A 19,561-nucleotide genomic window follows, 5' to 3' on the forward strand; every position below is an offset into this window, starting at 1 on the left:
TGTCAAACACACCGCCCCCGGTACGGGGTTGTCCAAGGACCGGAACCCGGAACTACGACTCGGTTCGGTACATGAGGTCCGTCTCGTGGGTGTCGAAGCCCAGCCGTTCGTACAGGCTCACCGCCGCCGTGTTGTCCGCGTCGACGTACAGCATCGCCGTGGGCAGCCCGCGCTGCGCCAGGTGGCGCAGGCCGATCGTCGTGAGGGCCCGGCCGAGGCCGCCGCCCTGGGCGCCGGGGCGCAGGCCGATGACGTACACCTCGCCGAGGCGCTCCTCCGCGTGTGTCTTCGTCCAGTGGAAGCCGATGAGTTCGCCGTCACGGAAGGCGAGGAAGAAGCCGTCCGGGTCGAACCAGGCCTCGGCCTTGCGGTCGTCGAGGTCGCGCTGGGTGAGCGAGCCCTGTTCGGGGTGGTGGGCGAAGGCGGCGGCGTTCACGGCGAGCCAGGCCGCGTCGTCCTCGCCGGGGACGAAGGTCCGTACCGTCACGTCCTCCGGGAGCTTCGGCTCGGGCAGCTCCAGGTCGGTCAACGGCCGCCGCAGCTGGCGCAGTTCGCGGAAGAGGGTGAGGCCGAGGACCTGGGCCAGATGCCGGGCGGCGGAGTGGCCGCCGTGGGCCCAGACGCGCAGCCGCTTGCCGGAGGCGGCCAGCAGGGCCGAACCGAGGGCACGCCCGTGACCGTGGCCCCGGTGGGACGGGTGGACGGCCAGCTCGGCGGCCGGTGCCTCGACCGGGTCGGTGTCCTCCAGCTGTGCGTAGCCGACGAGTTCGCCGCCCACGGTGAGGAGGAAGTGCGACACGCCCTCACGGGCACCCCCGCGCAGCTGCAGTCGCCCCTGCTCGGACACCGCCTGCTGCCCGTCGGCCCGGGCGGCCTCCGCGAGCAGTGCGAGGACGGCGTCGGCCTGCTCAGGGGTGAGGGCGGCCAGGGTGTCGATGGAACGAGACAGGCCGGGGGGAACGGGGGGCGCGGTGTCGTCGCTGGTCATGGCTACGAGGGTAAGGCCTGCCCGTTTCATGGTGAATCGACGGTGAAGGCAATCGTTCCGTAACCCCGAACCCCTGTCGCGCTACGCGCGTTGACCCTAGGCTGCGCCGGGACGGGGCTGAATTCTCACGCGTTTCTTACGTCCTCTCATGGACTCCCTTCCTCTTTTCTCGTTCCCTCGTCCACGAACTTCAGGGGGGCACATGCCTGTCACACCCCAGCCGTACCACCGCCGCAGACGCCGTACGCGCGTGCTGCTCGCCGGCGTCGCCGGTATCGCCACGGTCGGCGCTCTCGCCGCCGCGGCACTGCCGGCCAGCGCCGGCGACAGCTCGGCCAAGCCCGCCGGGCACGGCCACAGCAAGCCGAGCCGTTACCAGGACGTGCAGCTGCTGTCCTTCAACGACCTGCACGGCAACCTGGAGCCGCCGTCCGGCTCCTCCGGCCGGGTCACCGAGCTCCAGCCCGACGGCACGACGAAGACGATCGACGCGGGCGGCGTCGAGTACCTCGCCACGCATCTGCGCGAGGCGCGCGGGGACAACCCGTACTCGATCACGGCGGCCGGCGGCGACATGGTCGGTGCCTCCCCGCTGATCTCGGGCCTCTTCCACGACGAGCCCACCATCGAGGCGCTCAACGGCCTCGACCTCGACGTCACCTCGGTCGGCAACCACGAGTTCGACGAGGGTGCCCGGGAACTGGCCCGGCTGCAGAACGGCGGCTGTCACCCGACCGACGGCTGCTACGTCAAGGGCAAGAAGTTCAAGGGTGCGGACTTCCCCTACCTCGCGGCGAACGTGCTCGACGAGAAGACCAAGAAGCCGATCCTCAAGCCCTACTGGGTGTGGAAGAAGAACGGCGTCAAGATCGGCTTCATCGGCGTGACCCTGGAGGACACCCCCGGTGTCGTCTCCGCCGAGGGTGTGAAGGGCCTCAAGTTCAAGGACGAGGTCGAGACGATCAACAAGTACGCCAAGGAGCTGGAGAAGCAGGGCGTCAAGTCGATCGTGGCCCTGATCCACGAGGGCGGCCTTCCGGCGTCCGGCGCGTACAACTACGACTGTGACGCGGCGGGTGGCGGCTCCGGTATCTCCGGTCCGATCGTCGACATCGCGAAGAACGTCACCTCGAAGGTCGACGCGCTGGTCACCGGCCACACGCACGCCGCGTACGCCTGCACGATCCCGGACCCCTCGGGCAAGCCGCGCACGGTCACCTCGGCCGCGTCCTTCGGTCGCCTGTACACGGACACCACGCTGACGTACGACCGCTGGACGGGTGACATCGCCCGTACGGCCGTGCGCTCCGCGAACCACGTGGTCACCCGGACGGTCGCCAAGGCCCAGGACATGACCGACCTGATCGCCCGCTGGAACACCCTCGCGGCGCCCATCGGCAACCGCGCCATCGGCTACATCTCCGGCGACATCAACAACACCGGCACCGAGTCCCCGATGGGCGACCTCATCGCCGACGCGCAACTGGCGTACGGCAAGAAGCTCGACCCGGAGACCGACCTCGCGCTGATGAACCCCGGCGGCATCCGCGCCGGGCTCACCTTCACGGCGAAGGGCGCCGAGGGCGACGGTGTCGTCACCTACGCCGAGGGCTTCACCGTCCAGCCGTTCTCCAACACGGTGAACCTGCAGAACTTCACCGGCGCCCAGCTGATCTCCGTACTCCAGGAGCAGGTGAGCGGCACGAACGCGGCCTCGCCGAAGGTGCTGCAGGTGTCCTCGGGGCTCACCTACACGCTCGACATGACGAAGGCGGGCGCGGCGCGTCTGGTCGCCGACTCGGTCAAGCTGAACGGTGCGGCGATCGACCCGGCCGCCACCTACCGCGTCGCGACGAACAGCTTCCTCGCGGGCGGCGGCGACGGCTTCCCGACGCTGGGCCAGGGCACGGGCGACCTGGTCGGCGGGGACGACCTCGCGGCACTGGCGGAGTTCCTGACCGCCAACTCCACGGCGACGACCCCGATCGCGCCGCCGGCGGCGAACCGGATCACGGTCGTGCAGTAGCCACTGCCCGGTAGTACTCCGGCGAAGGGCCCAAGGCACGCTGCCTTGGGCCCTTCGCCGTGTCTTGGTGCCGGTGTCCTATCGGCGGCCGGAGGAGGCGCTGACGCCGACCCTCAGGGTGTAACCCAGCCCCCGGACGGTGTGGATGAGCCGGGGTTCGCCCCGGCTCTCCAGCTTCCGGCGCAGGTACATGACGTACACGTCAAGGGTGTTGGAGGCCGGCTCGAAGTCGAACCCCCAGACGTCCTTGAGGATCTGGACCCTGCCGAGGACCTTCTCGGGCCGTCTCAGCAGGTATTCGAGGGGGTTGAACTCGGTCTTGGTCAGGTCGAGTCGGCGGTCGGCGCGGGTGACGGGTACGGGTCCGCGGGTCCAGGCGGACATCCTGGAAGCCGATGCCCGCCAGCGGCGAGGGCAGGGGCTCGCGCTGTGGGCTGCGGCGCAGCAACGCCCGTACCCGCGCGAGGAGTTCCTCGGTGGCGAACGGTTTCACGAGGTAGTCGTCGGCGCCGTTGTCGAGCGCGACGATGCGGTCCCCGACGGCGGCCCGTCCGGTGATCATCAGGATCGGCACCGTGCACCCCGAGGCCCGCAGCCGCCGGGTCGCGGCCAGCCCGTCGAGGCCGGGCATGGTGACGTCCATGAGCACGAGGTCGGGCGCGGTGCCGGGTTCGGCCAGGAGGGCGAGGGCTGCGCGGCCGTCGTCGGCGAGCAGCGTCTCGTACCCCTCGAACCTGAGCACCCGATCGAGCCCTTCACGTACCGCCGCGTCGTCGTCGGCCAGCAGGATCTTCCGCGTCATGCGAACACGGTCTGACGACGCGCTGTGACAGGGCTGGCAGGCGGTTATGCGTGGGCTACCGCTCGTGCGCAGCGCCAGTGGAGGAAGGCCGCGAGAAGGGCGAAGACGGCCAGCGGGATCCACAGGAACAGCAGGAAGGACGGTGGATCGTCCGTCGTGATCACCAGCACCACCAAGAGCAGGGAAGTGCACAGGACCGCGACCAGCGCGCCGACGACAGCCCGCTCCCAGGCCTTGCGGTGACCCGTCCACCTCAGGATGCGCGCCTCGATCGCGGGGTGCGGCTCCCAGGCTGTGCCCCGGTGCCGGGCAGCCACGGCTCTCAGCTCGTCGACCTCGGCCGGTGGGTCGTCCAACTGCCAGTCGTCGACGTGCGGGAGGAGAAACCGTCGGCCCTCGGTGTCGTACAGGTAGACCAGCCAATTGCGCCCATAGGAGGGCGGCTTGGGGACCGGCTGGGCCCGGATGTCGTAGATGTCGTGCCAGGCCCGGCGTCGTTCGAGCAGTGCCCCGCGTACGGCGACTCCATGCGCGTCCACCAGTGTGCGCCCGCGGCGCGTGTACACCATCCACCGCGCGAGGGCTGTCACAAGGGCCGCCAGGAGTGCGGCCTTCGCCCAACCGAGCCCGGTCGACCGGCTGATCTGGGACGCGCAGAACACCGTCATGCAGCCCAAGTAGACGAGCAGCCCCCGGGGCAGCTTCCGCCGCTTGCGGTACTCCCGCTCGATCCCGCCATCGCCACGGCCATCGCTACCGCTACCGCCACCATCGACGTCCCCGCCCATCGACCCTCCCCGGAGCCTGCCTGGGGTGATCGTAGAGCGGGGACCTGTACACGTCAGGAGGCGGACGGCGTCCAGTCGCCCAGCCAGTCGGCGATCTCCTGGTTGGCGGCCTGGGCGTCGGTCAGGATCGGGCGGTCGCTGCTTGCCGCGCCCGAGCCCGCGCCGGTGTTCTTGTACTCGGCGAAGCGGTCGTCCTTCCAGGAGAAGCCGCCCATGTCGGACCAGGGGGTCGTCCTGATCGCCGCGCTCAGTGTCGTGTTGCGGATGGTGGTCTGCGGGTCGAGGGTCGCGTCGCCGCCCGCGTGCCAGTTGCGGCCGAGATAGAAGCTGCGGTCGGAGACGTCACCGCTCACCGTGGAGTTGGCGATGAGGATGCCCTTGCGGTTCGCGGCGGTGCTGGGAGCCGTGACGTAGCCGGCCGAGGTGCCGTTCCAGCGCTTCTTCAGGGTGATGACCGACCTGTCGATCACGGCGGTGGCCCGGCCGAAGATGAAGTCGGTGTTGCCGATGACGTAGGAGTTGGTGATGTAGACGCGGCCCAGCTTGTCCTTGGACGCGGTGTCCACCAGCAGGGTGTCCTGGTCGCCGCTGATGATGACGCCGTCGAGGAACACCTTGTCGGAGGAGGTCCGCAGGGCGACCGCCTGGTTGGCGATGTCCTGGTGCGCGGCCTCGTCGAAGTCGTTGGAGATGGTCAGGTTGCGGGCCTGGAAGTCGGCCGCGTCGACGGCGACGGTGGCGCTGCCGCCGGTGCCGTATGTGCCCGACCCGTCGGGCTTCGGCGTACCGGACGCGTTGTTGTAGACGATCGTCGTGTCCTTGCGGCTGCCACCGCTGCCCTGGATGGTGACGTGCGGCTTGTTCGAGGGGACCTTCACCAACTCGCGGTACGTGCCCGGCTTGACGGAGATGACCACCCGGGAGGCGTTGTTCGCGGGTACGGCGTTCACGGCGGCCTGCACGGTCCGGTACTGGCCGGAGCCGTCGGCGGCGACGGTGATGGTCGTGGCAGCGGCGGAAGTGGTTTTAGTGGTAGCGGTCGCCTTGGCCAGCGAACTGCGCGGTCCCGCGCCGGACTTGAGGAGTGCGGGGACGTCGGCCGCCTTGTCCAGGGTGTAGGCGTAGTACGTCTTCGGGTCCCAGGCCGCGCCCGTACCCCCGCTCTCGTTCTTGCCGCTCGTCCCGGAGAAGACGTTGCCGCGCTGGACGAGGGTGGCGGTGGCGTCGCGGACGACGGGGTTGGTCATGCCCTGGAAGTAGGAGTTCTCCAGGACCATGTCGGTCTTGCCGCGCGAGTAGTTCCCGTACGAGGACTTGATGGTGGTCCCCGCCTCGTCCTCCAGGAAGTTGTTGTAGAGGTGCGCGTGGGCCACGTTGTCGGTGGACGGGTTGCGCTGCTCGGTCTCGCGGATCCAGTTGTGGTGGATCGTGATGTCGGCGGTGGTGTTCTCGGTCCAGCCGATGCCGAAGGCCTTGTTGTCCTGGCTCAGTTTGTTCCAGGACACGGTCAGGTAGGTCGTGTCCTTGCGGCTGTCGATGAGGCCGTCGGCCATGTGGCGGATGTCGTTGTGGTCGATCCACACATGGTGCGCGCCGTCCATCTGGATGCCGTCGAAGTCGTGCTCCTTGTCGTTCCAGACACCCTGATAGGCGTCGCGGATCGTCAGGTTCCGGATAATGACGTTGTGGACGCCCTGCCCGAGGAAGAAGCCACCGCCGACGATCTGCCCGGAGGTCCCGGACCCGATGATCGTCTTGTCGGACTGGACCTTGATCTCCTTGCCGACCGGGTCCATGTTGATGGTCGCGGCGACGACGATGACGTACGGCTCGGACGCCGTCGCGTACCGCTCCAGGTCGGCGAGCGTCTTCACGGTGACGGTCTGACCGTCCCGGCCGCCGTAAGTCCCGTTCTGCCCAAGGGCGTTGACGGAGGCGAAGCCGTTGGCGACATCGGTGACACCGGCGAGCGCGGAGGAAGCGGCTCTGGCCGAGGTCGTGGTGGAGGCGGCGGACGCCTTCGGCTGCGCGTCCGCGCCGAAGACGCCGCCGTAGGCCATGGCTCCGGCGGAGGTGAGGGCCAGCGGGACCCCGACTACCAGGGCGGTCCTGCGGCGACGGTGACGACTACGACCACGGGACGTGCTGCGGGTTTCACTCACGGCGGCTTCCGATCAAGTGAGGGGTTCAGAGGGGTAAGTCAGATGGATTGGTCAGAGGGGTTAACTGATGGGGGAACCAGGTCACTTGGCTGTCGCAGCCGGGAGAGGAAAGGTTGCCGTGCCGAGAAGACGAAGAGCGGGGACCGGAGAGGAAACGGAATGATCGGGACGGTGTTCCGCACGGACGACGTGCCTGTGGGAGACCGGTTCGACTACTGGCAGGAACTGGTCGCCCGGACGCGCTCCAGCGCACTCGTCAGCGAACACGCCGACGATTTCTGGGCGGAGCAGCGGCTGATGGAACTGGGGCCGGTGGCCGTGAGCCGGATGTCGTTTCTGCCGACGCGCTACCGGCGCACCGAGAAACTGGTGCGGCAGGCCGACCCCGAGTTCTATCACCTGACGCTGCTGATCGAAGGCGGGCTGGCGCTCGACCACGTGGGCCGGGCCAGCACGTTCACCTCCCGTGACCTGCACCTGGCCGACAGTTCGCGGCCGTACGACGTCAGGTCGGCCGACGACCGGCAGGGCGGGATCGTCACCGGGATGGCCGTGGACTTCCCCAAGGCTCTGCTGCCCCTGCCACCGCACCGGGTACGGGAGTTGCTGGGCCGGCGGCTGCCGGGGCTGGAGGGGGTCGGCGCACTCCTGGCGGACTTCGTCGTCGGCCTGGACCGGCAGGCCGACACCCTTCAGCCCTCCGACGGGCCCCGCCTGGGCACGGTCGTCCTCGACCTCATGTCGGCCTGGTTCGCCCAACTACTGGAATCGGAAGCGGCGTTGTCGCCGGAGACCCGGGGGCGGGCCACTGCGGAACGCGTCCAGGCGTTCATCCGCCAGAACCTCCACGACCCCGACCTGAGCCCGCCGGTGATAGCCGCCGCCCACAACATCTCGCTCAGCTATCTGCACCGCATCTTCCAGGAACGGACGAACGGCGAACCGGTCGCCGCCTGGATCCGCCGCCGACGCCTGGAGAACGCCCACCGCGACCTGGCGGACGCCTCGTTGGCCGCAACGCCGATCCACACGATCGCCGCCCGCTGGGGGTACCCACGCCCCTCCGACTTCACCCGGGCCTTCCGCGCGGCCTACGGCACATCACCCAGGGAACACCGCCAACGGGCCCTGGCCGGACCGCAATAGACCGCGAGTAGACGCAGGGCCAAGAAACTGTGGACTGGCTGCGAAGGACAACAGGCCGCCAACCAGGCATTGTCGTTTCTGCAACGGGGGAAGCCTCGGTCGCGGGACCGTCCTCTCGGCTCCGCGATCGAGGAAACCCGATCGCGTTCCCTACATCGTCTCCGGCGGAGGCGTAGGCGCCCCCGGCAGTCGTACGGTGGCCACCGTGCCGCCGCCCTCCGCGTGGGCCAACGTGACCTCGCCGCCCGCCTGTTGGACCGTACGGGCGACGATCGACAGGCCCAGGCCGGAACCGGGGAGGGCTCGCGCACTCGGGGAGCGCCAGAAGCGGTCGAAGACGTGGGGGATCTCGTCGGCGGGGATGCCTGGGCCGTGGTCGCGGACCGTGAGGACACCGGACGCGAGCTGGACCTCGATCGTGCCGCCCTCGGGGCTGAACTTCACCGCGTTGTCCAGGATGTTGACCACAGCCCGTTCCAGGGCGGAGGGCTCCGCCCGCACGAACCAGGGCTGGACGTCCGCTGTGATCGTCAGCTCCGGCCCGCGCAGGCGGGCTCGGCGCAACGCGGACTCCACGGTGTCCTCGAACGAGACCACCTGGACGCGCTCGCCCCGCTGACCCTCCGAGCGAGACAGTTCCTGCAGGTCGCCTATCAGCGCGGCCAGTTCGGTCATCTGGGCCTTCACCGAGGCGAGCAGCGCCTTGCGGTCCGCCTCCGGGATCGGGCGGCCCGTCTCCTCGCTGCGGGTGAGGAGCTCGATGTTCGTCCGGAGGGAAGTGAGGGGGGTACGCAGTTCGTGACCGGCGTCGGCGATCAACTGCTGTTGCAGTTCGTGGGAGCTGGCGAGGGACGAGGTCATCGAGTTGAAGGAACGGGAGAGGCGGGCGATCTCGTCGTCGCTGTCCTCCTCCACGGGGATGCGGATGCTCAAGTCCTCTGTACGCGCGACGTGTTCCACGGCCTCGGTGAGCTTGTCGACGGGGCGGAGGCCTGCACGAGCGACGGCGAGACCGGCGGCTCCTGCTCCGAGTACACCGACGCCGGAGACAAAGAGGAGGATCAGGGCGAGTTCGTTGAGGGTGCCGTGAGTCCCTTTGAGGGAGACGGCGACCATGACGGCACCGTAGGACTGCTCCCCTGTGGCGGTGTTTTCAAGGAGCTGCGGAGCGGTCATCACGCGGACGGGATCGCCGTCCTCATCAGTGCCGTCGCGGATGGTGCCCTTGCCGCTGGCAGCGTTCTTGATCACGTCCTTGTCAGCCTGGGTGACCTTGATCGCGCCTTCGGAGTTGGCGATGACGCAAGTGGTTCCGTCCGCCTTGACCACCTGCGTGTAGAGGTTGTTCCGGAAGGGGTTGGTGCTCTGTGGAGTCTTGGTGCAGTTGGCGAGCGCGTCGTTCATCTGCTGGAACTGCCCGGGCTTCATCCTCGCCACCTGCTCCAGGTCGCTGTCGACCTGCTCGTACAGCTTCCCCTGCACAATGAACCAACAAGTCACCGAAACCGCCGCCACCGCGAACGCCACAGCCGCAGCGACCAGCAGGGCCAGTCGGGAGCGGATCGGCAGGGACCGGTACCGGCGTACCAGCCTGCTCATTCCGCGCCGCCCTGTCGCAGCACGTACCCCACGCCCCGGACCGTGTGGACCAGGCGCGGCTCGCCGCCCGCCTCTGTCTTGCGGCGGAGGTACATGACGTACACGTCGAGGGAGTTGGAGGACGGTTCGAAGTCGAAGCCCCAGACCGCCTTCAGGATCTGCTCACGTGTGAGTACCTGGCGCGGGTGGGCCAGGAACATCTCCAGGAGGGTGAACTCCGTGCGGGTCAGTTCCACCGCCCGGCCGCCGCGCGTCACCTCGCGGGTCGCGAGGTCCATGCGCAGGTCCGCGAAGGTGAGGGACTCGTCCTCCGGGAGGCTGCCCGCGACCGCCGCCGCCGCGAAGGAGCTGCGGCGCAGCAACGCCCGTACCCGGGCGAAGAGTTCGTCCAGTTCGAAGGGCTTGACCAGGTAGTCGTCCGCGCCCGCGTCGAGGCCGGTGACCCGGTCGCCGACCGTGTCCCGGGCCGTGAGCATCAGGATGGGCGTGGTCGTGCCCGCGCCGCGCATACGCCGGGCCGCAGTGAGACCGTCCATCCTCGGCATCTGGATGTCCAGGACGACCAGGTCGGGCTGGTACGCGGTCGCCTTCTCCAGGGCGTCCGCGCCGTCGACCGCGACCTCCGTGTCGTATCCCTCGAAGGCGAGGCTGCGCTGGAGTGCTTCGCGCACTGCCGGCTCGTCGTCGACGATCAGGATGCGGTGGGTGTCGCGGTCGCCTTCGGCGGGGCTCATGGTCGTGGGTTCCTCGGGTGCGGTGGGAGGTGTCGGACGCCTTCAGCGTCGCACGTTTCCGGTCTGGTGCAGAGAAGAAGGATCAGCCGGGAGAGGGTCAGCTCAGTGCCGGACGGCGACCGCGCGTCGTTGCCCTGCGGGCGGCGGACGTGAGTGTGGTCGTCGAGAGCTCCGGGGCCCGGGTCGGTGCCGTCGGCGGGTGCAGGGCGAAGGCCACGCCGAGGGCGAGGTCCAGGCCGGCCGGGCCGGTGGCCGCGGTGCCGCCGGTCACCGTGTGTGAAACCTGCTTGATCATGACGTACCCCTCATCTGTTTCTGATGCGTCAGCTGGTCGAGCCCGAGCGCAGCGTCGCCAGGTCGGACTTGACCGTGTTGATCGGGATGGCGAAGCCCAGTCCCGCGCTGCCCGCGTCCGACGAGGAGGACGAACTCGCCGAGTACATCGCGGAGTTGATGCCGATGATGTTGCCGTTCATGTCGATGAGCGCGCCGCCGGAGTTGCCGGGGTTGAGGGACGCGTCCGTCTGCAGGGCCTTGTACGTCGTCGTGGACGTACCGGTGTCGCCGTTGAACTCCTGGCCGCCGAACTGGAACGGCCAGCCGCCACCGTTTCCGCCGCCCTGCTGTTGCTGCTGACCCTGGCTCTCCTCCGTGGCGACGGTGACATCACGGTTGAGGGCGGACACGATGCCGCTGGTGACCGTGCCGGTCAGGCCCTCGGGGGAGCCGATCGCCACGACCTGGTCGCCGACCCGGACGCCGGCGGAGTCGCCGAGGGTCGCCGTCTTCAGGCCGGAGGCGTTCTCCAGCTTGATGAGGGCCAGGTCCTTCTTGCTGTCGGTGCCGACGACCTTCGCGGTGTACGTCTTGCCGTCGCTCGTCGACACCTTGATGGCCGAGGCGCCGGCGATGACGTGGTTGTTGGTGATGATCTCGCCGTCGGACGTGATGATCACGCCGGAGCCGGTCGAGGAACCCGCGTTCGAGGTCGCGTTGATCTCGACGATGCTCGGGCTGACCGCCGCGGCGACCCCGGAGACCGTGCCCTTGGCGCTCGACGGCACCACGTTGGTGCTGGTGCTGCTGGAGGTGACGGCGGAGTCCGAGCTGGTGAGTTCCTGGATGCCGTACGCCGTGCCGCCGCCTATCGCCGCGGCGACGATGGCCACGGCGGCGAGGAGGGCGAAGGGGCCCTTCGCGCGCTTCCTGCGCTGGTGGGAGGGGGCGCCGGGATCGGCGGGGGGCTCCGCCAGGAGGGTGGCCGTGGCCCCGGGCTGGGCCTGCGGGGTCTGGGCCGGCTCCTGGTAGGCGGGCTGCTGGACCGTCGGCGGCTCGTACGCCGGCGGGGGCGGCCACTCCGGGTTCACGGGGGAAGAGGCGACATGCTGCTGGGGGTACGCCGACTGCGGCTCGTGGCCCTGGGGGGTCTCGTACTCGCCGCTGCGGCGGAAGCTCTCGGTCATGGAAGAGAGCTTGTCGCCCCAGCATGAGAGCTGGCTGAGTGCTCCCTGAGAAGCCCCCCAGAACCTCGTATGCCCGATATAAAGACGCGGGCCGGCCGGTCTGGGCGGGCCCGTGGGGGCCCGGGGCGGTTACTCGCAGCCGCAGGAGCGCCGGGTCACCAGTCGCGACGGGAACAGCTTCAGGCGCTCGCGGCGCGAGCCCGCCACCCGTACGCCGTCGTCGAGGACCAGGTCGACGGCCGCGCGGGCCATGGCCGAGCGGTCGGAGGCGACGGTGGTCAGCGGCGGGTCCGCCAGAGCCGCTTCCTTGATGTCGTCGAAGCCGGCCACCGCCAGCTCACCGGGTACGTCGATACGCAGCTCGCGGGCCGCGCGCAGCAGGCCGATCGCCTGGTCGTCGGTGGAGCAGAAGACGGCCGGGGGACGGCGGTCCGGGTCGGCGAGGATCTCGAGGGCGGCCTGGTAGGCGTCGTACCGGTTGTAGAGGGCCTCGAAGAGGCGGCCCTCGGTGGAGACGCCGGCCTCGTCCATGGCGTTCCGCCAGCCCTGGACGTGGTCGGAGACCGGGTCGCCGACCGCCGGGGTCTCGGCGATACCGCCCATACAGGCGACGTACTCGTAGCCGTGCTCCAGCAGATGACGGACGGCGAGGTGGGCGCCGCCGAGGTCGTCCGTGACGACGGCGGCGTCGTCTATCGCCTCGGGGCGTTCGTGCAGGAGGACGACCCGGGCGTCCCAGGCCTCGATCTCCGCCGCCGCGTTGTCGTTCAGGGCGTGGCTGACCAGGACCAGCCCGGAGACCCGCATCCCGAGGAAGGCCCGCAGATAGTGGACCTCGCGCTCGGGGACGTAGTCGGAGTTGCCGACCAGCACCATTTTTCCGCGCTCGGAAGCCGCCTGTTCGACGGCGTGCGCCATCTCCCCGAAGAAGGGCTGGCGCGCGTCCGGCACGATCAGGCCTATGAGGTCCGTGCGCCGCGACGCCATCGCCTGGGCGACGCGGTCGGGCCGGTAGCTCAGTTCCTTGATAGCGGCGAGGACACGCTCGCGCGTGGCCGGGGCAACCGGCCGGGGTCCGTTGTTGATGACATAGCTGACGACGGCGGTGGAGGTACCCGCCAGCCGAGCCACATCATCCCTAGTCACCTTGGCCACTCGCGGAGTCTACGCGGATGGACCCGCTCCGGGCAGGGCGTGTGGACTTCGTTACCACCCGCCCGGAGCGCGGATCGCGCCGTGAGCGGTCATCCGCTCACGTCGCGTACCGCCCCTCACGCCTCGGCGTTGACCTCGGGCGACTCCGTGGCGGCGTCCAGGGCCGCCGTATCGCCCGTAGTGCCCGACTCGTCCGACTTTGCGAGCGCCGCCTTGGCCTTCGCCTCGTCGCTCGTGCGGTCGCCCTTCTCCGGCGTAACGAATCGATAACCGACGTTGCGGACGGTCCCGATCAGCGACTCGTGCTCGGGCCCGAGCTTCGCGCGCAGTCGCCGTACGTGCACGTCGACCGTACGGGTGCCACCGAAGTAGTCGTACCCCCAGACCTCCTGGAGGAGCTGGGCGCGGGTGAAGACGCGGCCCGGGTGCTGCGCGAGGTACTTCAGGAGCTCGAACTCCTTGAAGGTGAGGTCGAGGACCCGGCCCTTCAGCTTCGCGCTGTACGTCGCCTCGTCGACCGAGAGGTCGCCGTTGCGGATCTCCATGGGGGAGTCGTCGTTGACGATCTGCTGGCGCCCCATGGCGAGCCGCAGTCGCGCCTCCACCTCTGCGGGGCCGGCGGTGTCCAGCAGGACGTCGTCGATACCCCAGTCGGCGGTGACGGCCGCGAGGCCGCCCTCGGTGACGACGAGGATGAGAGGACAGCCGGGTCCGGTGGAACGCAGCAGTTGGCACAGGCTGCGCACCTGCGGGAGGTCCCGCCGGCCGTCGATCAGGATGACGTCGGCACCTGGGGTGTCGACGAGAGCGGGTCCCTCGGCCGGAGCTACGCGCACGTTGTGCAGCAGCAGGCCGAGGGCGGGAAGTACCTCCGTCGACGGCTGGAGGGCATTGGTCAGGAGGAGAAGAGAACTCATCGCGTCCCACCCACCCGGATAGTCGTCGTCATACGGTCGTACACATTTCGCTCGCCCATAACGTCTGGTTCCTCCTCGGTCCCTGCGAGGACGTTTGCGGCACTGCTGCGCGATCCATGCGCCGTACACCTGCGGTTTCCCTGAGCGTTCCGCTCGTGGTCCGCTTCGTATACAGCGCCACCGAAAGCACAAAAGGACTCGGGGGCTGCGCTGCCCGAGTCCTCTGCCCAGCAGAATAGCCCACATGAGCACTGGTGGGGCAGGTCATGTGACGCGATCTTTCGCCGTCCCGAACTCTGAGACGGCCGATCAGGTCCTTCGGCGGAGGTTTCTGACCACCGACGACGGGGTGACGATCGATGCCGTATACGAGCCGGGAGGCGTTGTATACGACGCCTCGACGCCACTTTCCGGTAACCCTTCCACCCCTTACAACCCTTCCGACCATGTCGCGCTCGTCGTCGCACACGGCTTCACGGGCGATGTGGATCGGCCGCACGTTCGACGGGTGGCGGAGGCGTTCGCGCAGTACGGGGCTGTCGTGACGTTCTCCTTCCGGGGGCACGGGGCGTCCGGCGGGCGCTCGACGGTCGGCGACCGCGAGGTCCTCGATCTGGCCGCCGCCGTCCACTGGGCACGTGAGCTCGGGCACACCCGGGTGGTCACGGTCGGCTTCTCGATGGGCGGCTCGGTCGTTCTGCGGCACGCCGCGCTGTACGGGGGCTCCGGGCGGCAGGAGCACGAGGGGCGCACGGGGGCGGCGCCGGACGCGGTGGTTTCGGTGAGTGCGCCGGCCCGTTGGTACTACCGGGGGACGGCCCCCATGCGGCGCGTGCACTGGCTGATCACCCGTCCCGAGGGCCGCCTGGTCGGCCGCTACGGCCTCCGTACGCGCATCCACCACCGGGACTGGAACCCCGTACCCCTCTCCCCGGTGGAGGCGGTGCCCCGGATAGCGCCGAGGCCCCTGCTGATCGTGCACGGCGACCAGGACGGCTACTTCCCGGTGGACCACCCCCGGATGCTCGCGGAAGCGGCCGGTGACGCGGGCGAACTGTGGCTGGAGCCGGGGATGGGGCACGCGGAACACGCGGCGGGCGAGGAGTTGTTGCGGCGCATCGGGGACTGGGCTGTCACGAAGGCGGGCTAGCCTGAACGTAGTCACAGCCGGTTGATCGAGGAAGCAGAGAGCAGAGACAGGCAGATGCCAAAGGTCACGGTGCGCTACTGGGCCGCCGCGAAAGCCGCGGCAGGGACCGCCGAGGAGCCGTACGACGCGGCCACCCTCGCGGAGGCGCTCGACGGGGTCCGCGAGCGACACCCCGGCGAACTCGTCCGGGTCCTGCGCCGATGCTCGTTCCTCATCGACGGTGACCCCGTGGGCACCCGCGCACATGAGACGGTACGGCTGGCCGAGGGCGGCACGGTCGAGGTGCTCCCGCCGTTCGCAGGAGGGTGAGCACAGCGTCATGAGTGACCAGCAGCAGCAGCCGTTTGGGCAGCAGTACGACGGCCAGTACGGGGACGGGTACCAGAACCAGGGGTACGACCCGTATCAGCACCAGCACCAGCAACACCAACAGCAGCCCCAGGCGCAGGCCTGGCCGGGGCAGCAGCAGGCGTACGACGAGGCGCAGGCGCAGCAGTACACGCAGCAGTGGCAGGGCCAGACCTGGGAGACGCAGATGCAGGCCCCGGTGCAGGCTCCGCAGGTCGCCCCGGAGGCTCCGGCGCCGTATCTGCCGCCCCAGGGGGCTCCCGCAGACGCCGGATACGGTCCGGCCACGGTCGCGGGCAACGCCCGAGTCACCGACGCGCAGCGGGCCCGCCTCGAGGGACGTTCGCCGATCATCGAGCCGGGGATGCAGCCGGCCGCCCTCACCGCTGTGCTCGGGCTGCTGCTGTCCGGTACGGCGGCCATCGGTTCGTACGCGCTGGTCGTGCCCCTCGTGATCCTCCAGGCGGTCACGGCGGCGGGCTGGTTCCGGCTGAACGGGATGTGGCCGGCCCGGCAGGGCATCGCGCTCGCCTTCCTGGGCGCGGTGACGGCGGACGTGGCGCTGCTGGCTGTGGGCCGCGACAACGGGCCGGCGGCGATCCTCGGCACGCTCGGGGCCTGGGTCCTGCTGACCCTGGTCCTGCAGCTCCGGTCCCACGCGGACCCCGACACCCGGATGTCCGGCCTGATGGCGTCGGTCGCCTCGGCGGCGCTGGCGATCATCGCGACCGGTCACCTCGCGGCGGACCCGGACGCGGTGAGCGTCGGGGCGGCGGCGGTCGCGGTGGCGGTGCTCGCCAGGGCGTTGCCGTTGCCGACGCCGGCCTCGGTGGTCGTCGCTCTGCTGGCCGCGGCGGGCGCGGGGATCGCGGTCGGCGGGATGACCGGGCTGGGCAACGGCGGTGCGCTGCTGGGGTTGGCGGCGGGAGTCTGCGCGCTCGTCGGACACCGGGTGGCCAGCTACGACTACCCGTCGAAGTTCGTCCACTTCACGGCAGGCGTCGCCCTCCCCCTGGCAACGGCGGCACCGGCGGTGTGGCTGGTGGGACGCGCACTGGCCTGAGGGGTTTTCGCCCCCGCCGCCCCTACCCGTCCCATCCTCGGGGGCGCCGCCCCCGAACCCCCGCTCCTCAAACGCCGGAGGGGCTGAAATACCAATGCCGGGCCGGCACCTCCAGCCCGTCCGGCGTTTGAGGACAAGGCCCCTTCAGGGCCGGCTTCTTTCCCACCCACCCGCCCCCACCGTGTCTACAGCGCAGGCCCGCATTTTCAGCCCGTCCGGCGTTTGAGGACGAGGCCCCTTCAGGGCCGATGGGGGGTCTGGGGGCGCAGCCCCCAGGAACGGGATGGGACGGGTAGGGGCGGCGGGGGCGAGGAAACGGTCGGCCCGCCCCCGTCACAACCGATCAACAACCACCCCCACCCCACCCCCCGGCGAAGCCGGCCCCCGGTACCGTCACGAACATGCGTGCACTCCGAATACTCCTCATCGTCGCCGTGATCCTCGGCGGCCTCTTCGTGATCGCCGACCGCGTCGCCGTCGGTTTCGCGGAGGACGAGGTCGCGGACCGCCTCAGGACCAACGAGGGCCTGACCACCACCCCGGACGTGTCCATCAAGGGCTTCCCCTTCCTCACCCAGGTCGCCGGCGGCGAGCTGGACGACGTCGAGGTCGGCATCAAGGACTACGACGCCGCCACCGGCACCTCCGGCCAGAACATCCGCATCGACGACCTGAACGCCCGGATGCGCGGCGTCGAGTTCAGCGGCGACTACAGCTCCGCCACCGCGGCCACTGCGACCGGCAGCGCCACCATCACGTACGCCGAGCTGCTGAAGGCGGCCAAGGCGACCACCGGATCTGAGCCCACGCAGGTGGTCCCCGGTGTGACAGCCACCGTCGTAGGCCTCTCGGACGGCGGCAACGGCAAGATCAAGGTCACCGTCAAGGCGACGGTGCTCGGCAAGGAGCTGCCGCAGCCGGTGTCGGTCCTCAGCACGGTCACGGTCGCGGGCGACACGGTGAACGTGAAGGCGGACTCCCTGCCCAACCTGGGCATCCAACTGGCCGACGGCAGGATGCGCACGGTGACGGACTTCCAGCAGAAGATCGAGGGCCTGCCCGGCGGTATCAAGCTGGACTCGGTCGAGGCGGCGAAGACCGGCGTGGACATCACGGTGAAGGGTTCGAACGTCAACCTGGCCGGGTAGGAGGCGTGAGGCGTCGGCCCGGGACCACCGGCCGGCCGGACAGACGTCCAACTGGCGAGACGGCACCGTCCGTACCGCAGCTGAGACGGCGGGCACACCCCCCACCTCCGCGCCCGCGCTCCCGCAATCACCGTCGCCTCGCCTCGCGTATCTCACATCGCGGACGATCGCGTCTCATCATGCGACACGCCGGTGACATCCCCGGCAATCCGTCCCTACGATCGACGCTATGCAGCGACAGGCGGATCTCACGAAGCGGCGGGCAGTAGACCTGTGCCGCGTCGCCGCCATGCTCTGTCGCCCTTTCTGAGCGGGAGCGCGCGGCGTCAGCGGCGCACCACCTCCCGCATCCCCGGCGCCCTTCACCCAAGGGCCCTCGTGCGCGAGTCGTAACAGGCCTGACCGCCCGCGAGCGGGTACGACCGGATACGACCCCTACGTACCCCCTCTGCTTACAGCACCACCCCGCCGCAACTGCCCCGGAGGAGAAACAGCATGAGCCGCAGCGACGTCCTGGTCGATGCCGACTGGGTCGAGGCCAACCTCGACAACGCCGACATCGCCATCGTCGAGGTGGACGAGGACACGTCCGCCTACGAGAAGAACCACATCCGCAACGCCATCCGGATCGACTGGACCAAGGACCTCCAGGACCCGGTACGCCGTGACTTCATCGACGAGGAGGGCTTCGAGAAGCTCCTCTCGGCGAAGGGCATCGGCAACGACACCCTCGTCGTCCTCTACGGCGGCAACAACAACTGGTTCGCCTCGTACGCCTACTGGTACTTCAAGCTGTACGGCCACGACAGCGTCAAGCTGCTCGACGGCGGCCGCAAGAAGTGGGAGCTGGACGCCCGCGAGCTGGTGGAAGAGGTCCCCTCGCGCCCCGCCACCGACTACAAGGCGAAGCCGCAGAACAAGTCCATCCGCGCCTTCCGCGACGACGTCGTGGCGGCCATCGGCTCGCAGAACCTGGTCGACGTGCGTTCGCCCGACGAGTTCAGCGGCAAGCTGCTCGCCCCGGCGCACCTGCCGCAGGAGCAGTCGCAGCGTCCGGGCCACGTCCCGTCCGCGCGCAACATCCCGTGGTCGAAGAACGCCAACGACGACGGCACCTTCAAGTCGGACCACGAGCTCAAGGAGCTCTACGCCGACGAGCAGGTCGACCTGGCGAAGGACACCATCGCGTACTGCCGCATCGGCGAGCGCTCGGCCCTGACCTGGTTCGTCCTGCACGAGCTGCTGGGCGTGGAGAACGTCAAGAACTACGACGGCTCCTGGACCGAGTACGGCTCCCTGGTCGGCGTCCCGATCGAGCTCGGCGCCAACAAGTAGGACCAGCAGGACCAGTAGTAGGCGAGCACCCCGTACACCCCGACCGGCCTTCCCTCCGGTCAGACCTCTGATGGAGAAAAGACATGTGTGGAGCGAAGGCCGGCGGCCCGGACGCCTCGACGATCAAGCCCGGTGAGACCACGATCCAGGGCCAGGTGACCCGCGACGGCGAGCCGGTCGTCGGATACGTCCGCCTCCTGGACTCGACCGGCGAGTTCACCGCCGAGGTCCCCACCTCGGCGACCGGACAGTTCCGTTTCTACGCGGCCGAGGGCACCTGGACCGTCCGCGCGCTGGTCCCCGGCGGCACGGCCGACCGCACGGTCGTCGCCCAGACGGGCGGCCTCTCGGAGGTCGCGATCGCCGTCTGACACCTGCTGTCCGAAGGGCCGCATCCTGGGGTTCCGGGGTGCGGCCCTTCGCCGTGTACGGGCCTACCCTGGACGTATGTACGCACGTCGCCGGCACGTGTACTTCGCCATGATGGGCACCTGCATCACGCTCTTCGTCCTGGCCTGGGGAGTGGTACGCCTCTGGTCGATGCCGGTGGCCGTAGGCATGTGCGTGGTGGCGATGGTGATCCCGCCGCTGGCGGCGATCGTCGCCAACCGCCGAGGCCCGGACGACCGCTGGTGGGACGACCCGTCCGGCGACCAGAAGTCCGACGAGTGGTGGGACGAGCTGGACGGCAAGAAGCGGCGCCAGTAGCGGGCGCAGAGGGCGGAGAGGGGCGAGGC

19 protein-coding genes and 1 pseudogene are annotated in these 19,561 nt (G+C 69.5%); 10 read left to right on the forward strand and 10 right to left on the reverse strand.

The window, feature by feature from the left end; genetic code table 11:
• Positions 1-52 precede the first annotated feature (52 nt).
• A complete protein-coding gene (gene mshD, locus OG241_RS30555; protein WP_405819735.1) occupies positions 53-988 on the reverse strand; it encodes a mycothiol synthase in 936 nt (311 codons plus the stop codon).
• A 202-nt stretch (positions 989-1,190) separates the two neighbouring features.
• Between mshD and OG241_RS30560 the strand changes: the two genes are divergently transcribed.
• A complete protein-coding gene (locus OG241_RS30560; protein WP_405819737.1) occupies positions 1,191-3,014 on the forward strand; it encodes a bifunctional metallophosphatase/5'-nucleotidase in 1,824 nt (607 codons plus the stop codon).
• A gap of 78 nt (positions 3,015-3,092) precedes the next feature.
• On the opposite strand, the pseudogene OG241_RS30565 reads toward OG241_RS30560, so the two are convergent.
• The 3 genes and pseudogenes from OG241_RS30565 to OG241_RS30575 all read right to left on the reverse strand — a co-directional run bounded on the left by OG241_RS30565 (position 3,093) and on the right by OG241_RS30575 (position 6,766).
• Positions 3,093-3,816, reverse strand: a pseudogene (locus tag OG241_RS30565) (response regulator transcription factor).
• Between the two features lie 44 nt (positions 3,817-3,860).
• A complete protein-coding gene (locus OG241_RS30570; RefSeq protein ID WP_405819739.1) occupies positions 3,861-4,604 on the reverse strand; it encodes a PH domain-containing protein in 744 nt (247 codons plus the stop codon).
• 53 nt (positions 4,605-4,657) lie between these two features.
• Positions 4,658-6,766 carry a pectinesterase family protein gene (locus OG241_RS30575; RefSeq protein WP_405819741.1) on the reverse strand — a complete coding sequence of 703 codons (2,109 nt, stop codon included), beginning with the start codon at positions 6,764-6,766 and terminating at the stop codon, positions 4,658-4,660.
• A gap of 159 nt (positions 6,767-6,925) precedes the next feature.
• Between OG241_RS30575 and OG241_RS30580 the strand changes: the two genes are divergently transcribed.
• Positions 6,926-7,912: an AraC family transcriptional regulator gene (locus OG241_RS30580; protein WP_405819742.1), complete on the forward strand. Its 987-nt coding sequence runs from the start codon at positions 6,926-6,928 to the stop codon at positions 7,910-7,912.
• A 150-nt stretch (positions 7,913-8,062) separates the two neighbouring features.
• Here the strand turns inward: OG241_RS30580 and OG241_RS30585 are convergent, their stop codons facing one another.
• From OG241_RS30585 to OG241_RS30610, 6 genes are all read right to left on the reverse strand, one after another.
• Positions 8,063-9,511 (reverse strand): sensor histidine kinase, encoded by a 1,449-nt coding sequence (locus tag OG241_RS30585; RefSeq protein ID WP_405819744.1) that lies wholly within the window; start codon positions 9,509-9,511, stop codon positions 8,063-8,065.
• Positions 9,508-10,245: a response regulator transcription factor gene (locus tag OG241_RS30590; protein WP_405819746.1), complete on the reverse strand. Its 738-nt coding sequence runs from the start codon at positions 10,243-10,245 to the stop codon at positions 9,508-9,510. Before OG241_RS30590 ends, OG241_RS30585 begins: the two co-directional genes overlap by 4 nt.
• 97 nt (positions 10,246-10,342) lie before the next feature.
• The gene (locus tag OG241_RS30595; protein ID WP_405819748.1) at positions 10,343-10,540 is read right to left on the reverse strand and encodes a hypothetical protein; all 198 of its coding nucleotides are present in this window, start codon (positions 10,538-10,540) and stop codon (positions 10,343-10,345) included.
• A 28-nt stretch (positions 10,541-10,568) separates the two neighbouring features.
• Positions 10,569-11,708, reverse strand: coding sequence for a S1C family serine protease (locus OG241_RS30600; RefSeq protein WP_405819750.1), 1,140 nt, complete (start codon positions 11,706-11,708; stop codon positions 10,569-10,571).
• A gap of 129 nt (positions 11,709-11,837) precedes the next feature.
• On the reverse strand, positions 11,838-12,863 hold the full coding sequence (locus OG241_RS30605) for a LacI family DNA-binding transcriptional regulator (RefSeq protein WP_405819752.1): 1,026 nt from the start codon (positions 12,861-12,863) through the stop codon (positions 11,838-11,840).
• Between the two features lie 116 nt (positions 12,864-12,979).
• Positions 12,980-13,780 carry a response regulator transcription factor gene (locus tag OG241_RS30610; protein WP_405819754.1) on the reverse strand — a complete coding sequence of 267 codons (801 nt, stop codon included), beginning with the start codon at positions 13,778-13,780 and terminating at the stop codon, positions 12,980-12,982.
• Positions 13,781-14,024: 244 nt separating this feature from the next.
• On the opposite strand from OG241_RS30610, the gene OG241_RS30615 reads away from it, so the two are divergent.
• The 8 genes from OG241_RS30615 (at position 14,025) to OG241_RS30650 (ending at position 19,532) form a co-directional block, all read left to right on the forward strand.
• Positions 14,025-14,930 (forward strand): alpha/beta hydrolase, encoded by a 906-nt coding sequence (locus OG241_RS30615; RefSeq protein ID WP_405819756.1) that lies wholly within the window; start codon positions 14,025-14,027, stop codon positions 14,928-14,930.
• A 54-nt stretch (positions 14,931-14,984) separates the two neighbouring features.
• On the forward strand, positions 14,985-15,239 hold the full coding sequence (locus OG241_RS30620; protein WP_405819758.1) for a MoaD/ThiS family protein: 255 nt from the start codon (positions 14,985-14,987) through the stop codon (positions 15,237-15,239).
• A gap of 10 nt (positions 15,240-15,249) precedes the next feature.
• Entirely contained in the window at positions 15,250-16,341 is a 1,092-nt protein-coding gene (locus OG241_RS30625) for a hypothetical protein (protein WP_405819760.1), read from the forward strand.
• A 401-nt stretch (positions 16,342-16,742) separates the two neighbouring features.
• Complete coding sequence (locus tag OG241_RS30630; protein ID WP_405819762.1) at positions 16,743-17,489, forward strand: DUF2993 domain-containing protein; 747 nt, start codon at positions 16,743-16,745, stop codon at positions 17,487-17,489.
• A gap of 229 nt (positions 17,490-17,718) precedes the next feature.
• A complete protein-coding gene (locus OG241_RS30635) occupies positions 17,719-17,799 on the forward strand; it encodes an Ms5788A family Cys-rich leader peptide (RefSeq protein WP_351335063.1) in 81 nt (26 codons plus the stop codon).
• Positions 17,800-17,984: 185 nt separating this feature from the next.
• The gene (locus OG241_RS30640; protein WP_405819763.1) at positions 17,985-18,824 is read left to right on the forward strand and encodes a sulfurtransferase; all 840 of its coding nucleotides are present in this window, start codon (positions 17,985-17,987) and stop codon (positions 18,822-18,824) included.
• An 83-nt stretch (positions 18,825-18,907) separates the two neighbouring features.
• Entirely contained in the window at positions 18,908-19,195 is a 288-nt protein-coding gene (locus tag OG241_RS30645) for a DUF1416 domain-containing protein (RefSeq protein ID WP_055524959.1), read from the forward strand.
• A gap of 76 nt (positions 19,196-19,271) precedes the next feature.
• Complete coding sequence (locus tag OG241_RS30650) at positions 19,272-19,532, forward strand: DUF3099 domain-containing protein (RefSeq protein WP_405819764.1); 261 nt, start codon at positions 19,272-19,274, stop codon at positions 19,530-19,532.
• The last annotated feature ends 29 nt before the right edge of the window (positions 19,533-19,561 follow it).

This window comes from Streptomyces sp. NBC_01390 (assembly GCF_045040105.1).
Classification (GTDB): domain Bacteria; phylum Actinomycetota; class Actinomycetes; order Streptomycetales; family Streptomycetaceae; genus Streptomyces.

Bases quoted from the DNA above. Each gene is read 5' to 3' on its own strand.
- OG241_RS30620 (WP_405819758.1), top strand. From the start codon at position 14,985: ATGCCAAAGGTCACGGTGCGCTACTGGGCCGCCGCGAAAGCCGCGGCA.
- OG241_RS30635 (WP_351335063.1), top strand. From the start codon at position 17,719: ATGCAGCGACAGGCGGATCTCACGAAGCGGCGGGCAGTAGACCTGTGC.
- OG241_RS30625 (WP_405819760.1), top strand. From the start codon at position 15,250: ATGAGTGACCAGCAGCAGCAGCCGTTTGGGCAGCAGTACGACGGCCAG.
- OG241_RS30615 (WP_405819756.1), top strand. From the start codon at position 14,025: ATGAGCACTGGTGGGGCAGGTCATGTGACGCGATCTTTCGCCGTCCCG.
- OG241_RS30570 (WP_405819739.1), bottom strand. From the start codon at position 4,604: ATGGGCGGGGACGTCGATGGTGGCGGTAGCGGTAGCGATGGCCGTGGC.
- OG241_RS30650 (WP_405819764.1), top strand. From the start codon at position 19,272: ATGTACGCACGTCGCCGGCACGTGTACTTCGCCATGATGGGCACCTGC.
- OG241_RS30610 (WP_405819754.1), bottom strand. From the start codon at position 13,780: ATGAGTTCTCTTCTCCTCCTGACCAATGCCCTCCAGCCGTCGACGGAG.
- OG241_RS30645 (WP_055524959.1), top strand. From the start codon at position 18,908: ATGTGTGGAGCGAAGGCCGGCGGCCCGGACGCCTCGACGATCAAGCCC.
- OG241_RS30630 (WP_405819762.1), top strand. From the start codon at position 16,743: ATGCGTGCACTCCGAATACTCCTCATCGTCGCCGTGATCCTCGGCGGC.
- OG241_RS30585 (WP_405819744.1), bottom strand. From the start codon at position 9,511: ATGAGCAGGCTGGTACGCCGGTACCGGTCCCTGCCGATCCGCTCCCGA.
- OG241_RS30560 (WP_405819737.1), top strand. From the start codon at position 1,191: ATGCCTGTCACACCCCAGCCGTACCACCGCCGCAGACGCCGTACGCGC.
- mshD (WP_405819735.1), bottom strand. From the start codon at position 988: ATGACCAGCGACGACACCGCGCCCCCCGTTCCCCCCGGCCTGTCTCGT.
- OG241_RS30595 (WP_405819748.1), bottom strand. From the start codon at position 10,540: ATGATCAAGCAGGTTTCACACACGGTGACCGGCGGCACCGCGGCCACC.
- OG241_RS30600 (WP_405819750.1), bottom strand. From the start codon at position 11,708: ATGACCGAGAGCTTCCGCCGCAGCGGCGAGTACGAGACCCCCCAGGGC.
- OG241_RS30580 (WP_405819742.1), top strand. From the start codon at position 6,926: ATGATCGGGACGGTGTTCCGCACGGACGACGTGCCTGTGGGAGACCGG.
- OG241_RS30640 (WP_405819763.1), top strand. From the start codon at position 17,985: ATGAGCCGCAGCGACGTCCTGGTCGATGCCGACTGGGTCGAGGCCAAC.
- OG241_RS30590 (WP_405819746.1), bottom strand. From the start codon at position 10,245: ATGAGCCCCGCCGAAGGCGACCGCGACACCCACCGCATCCTGATCGTC.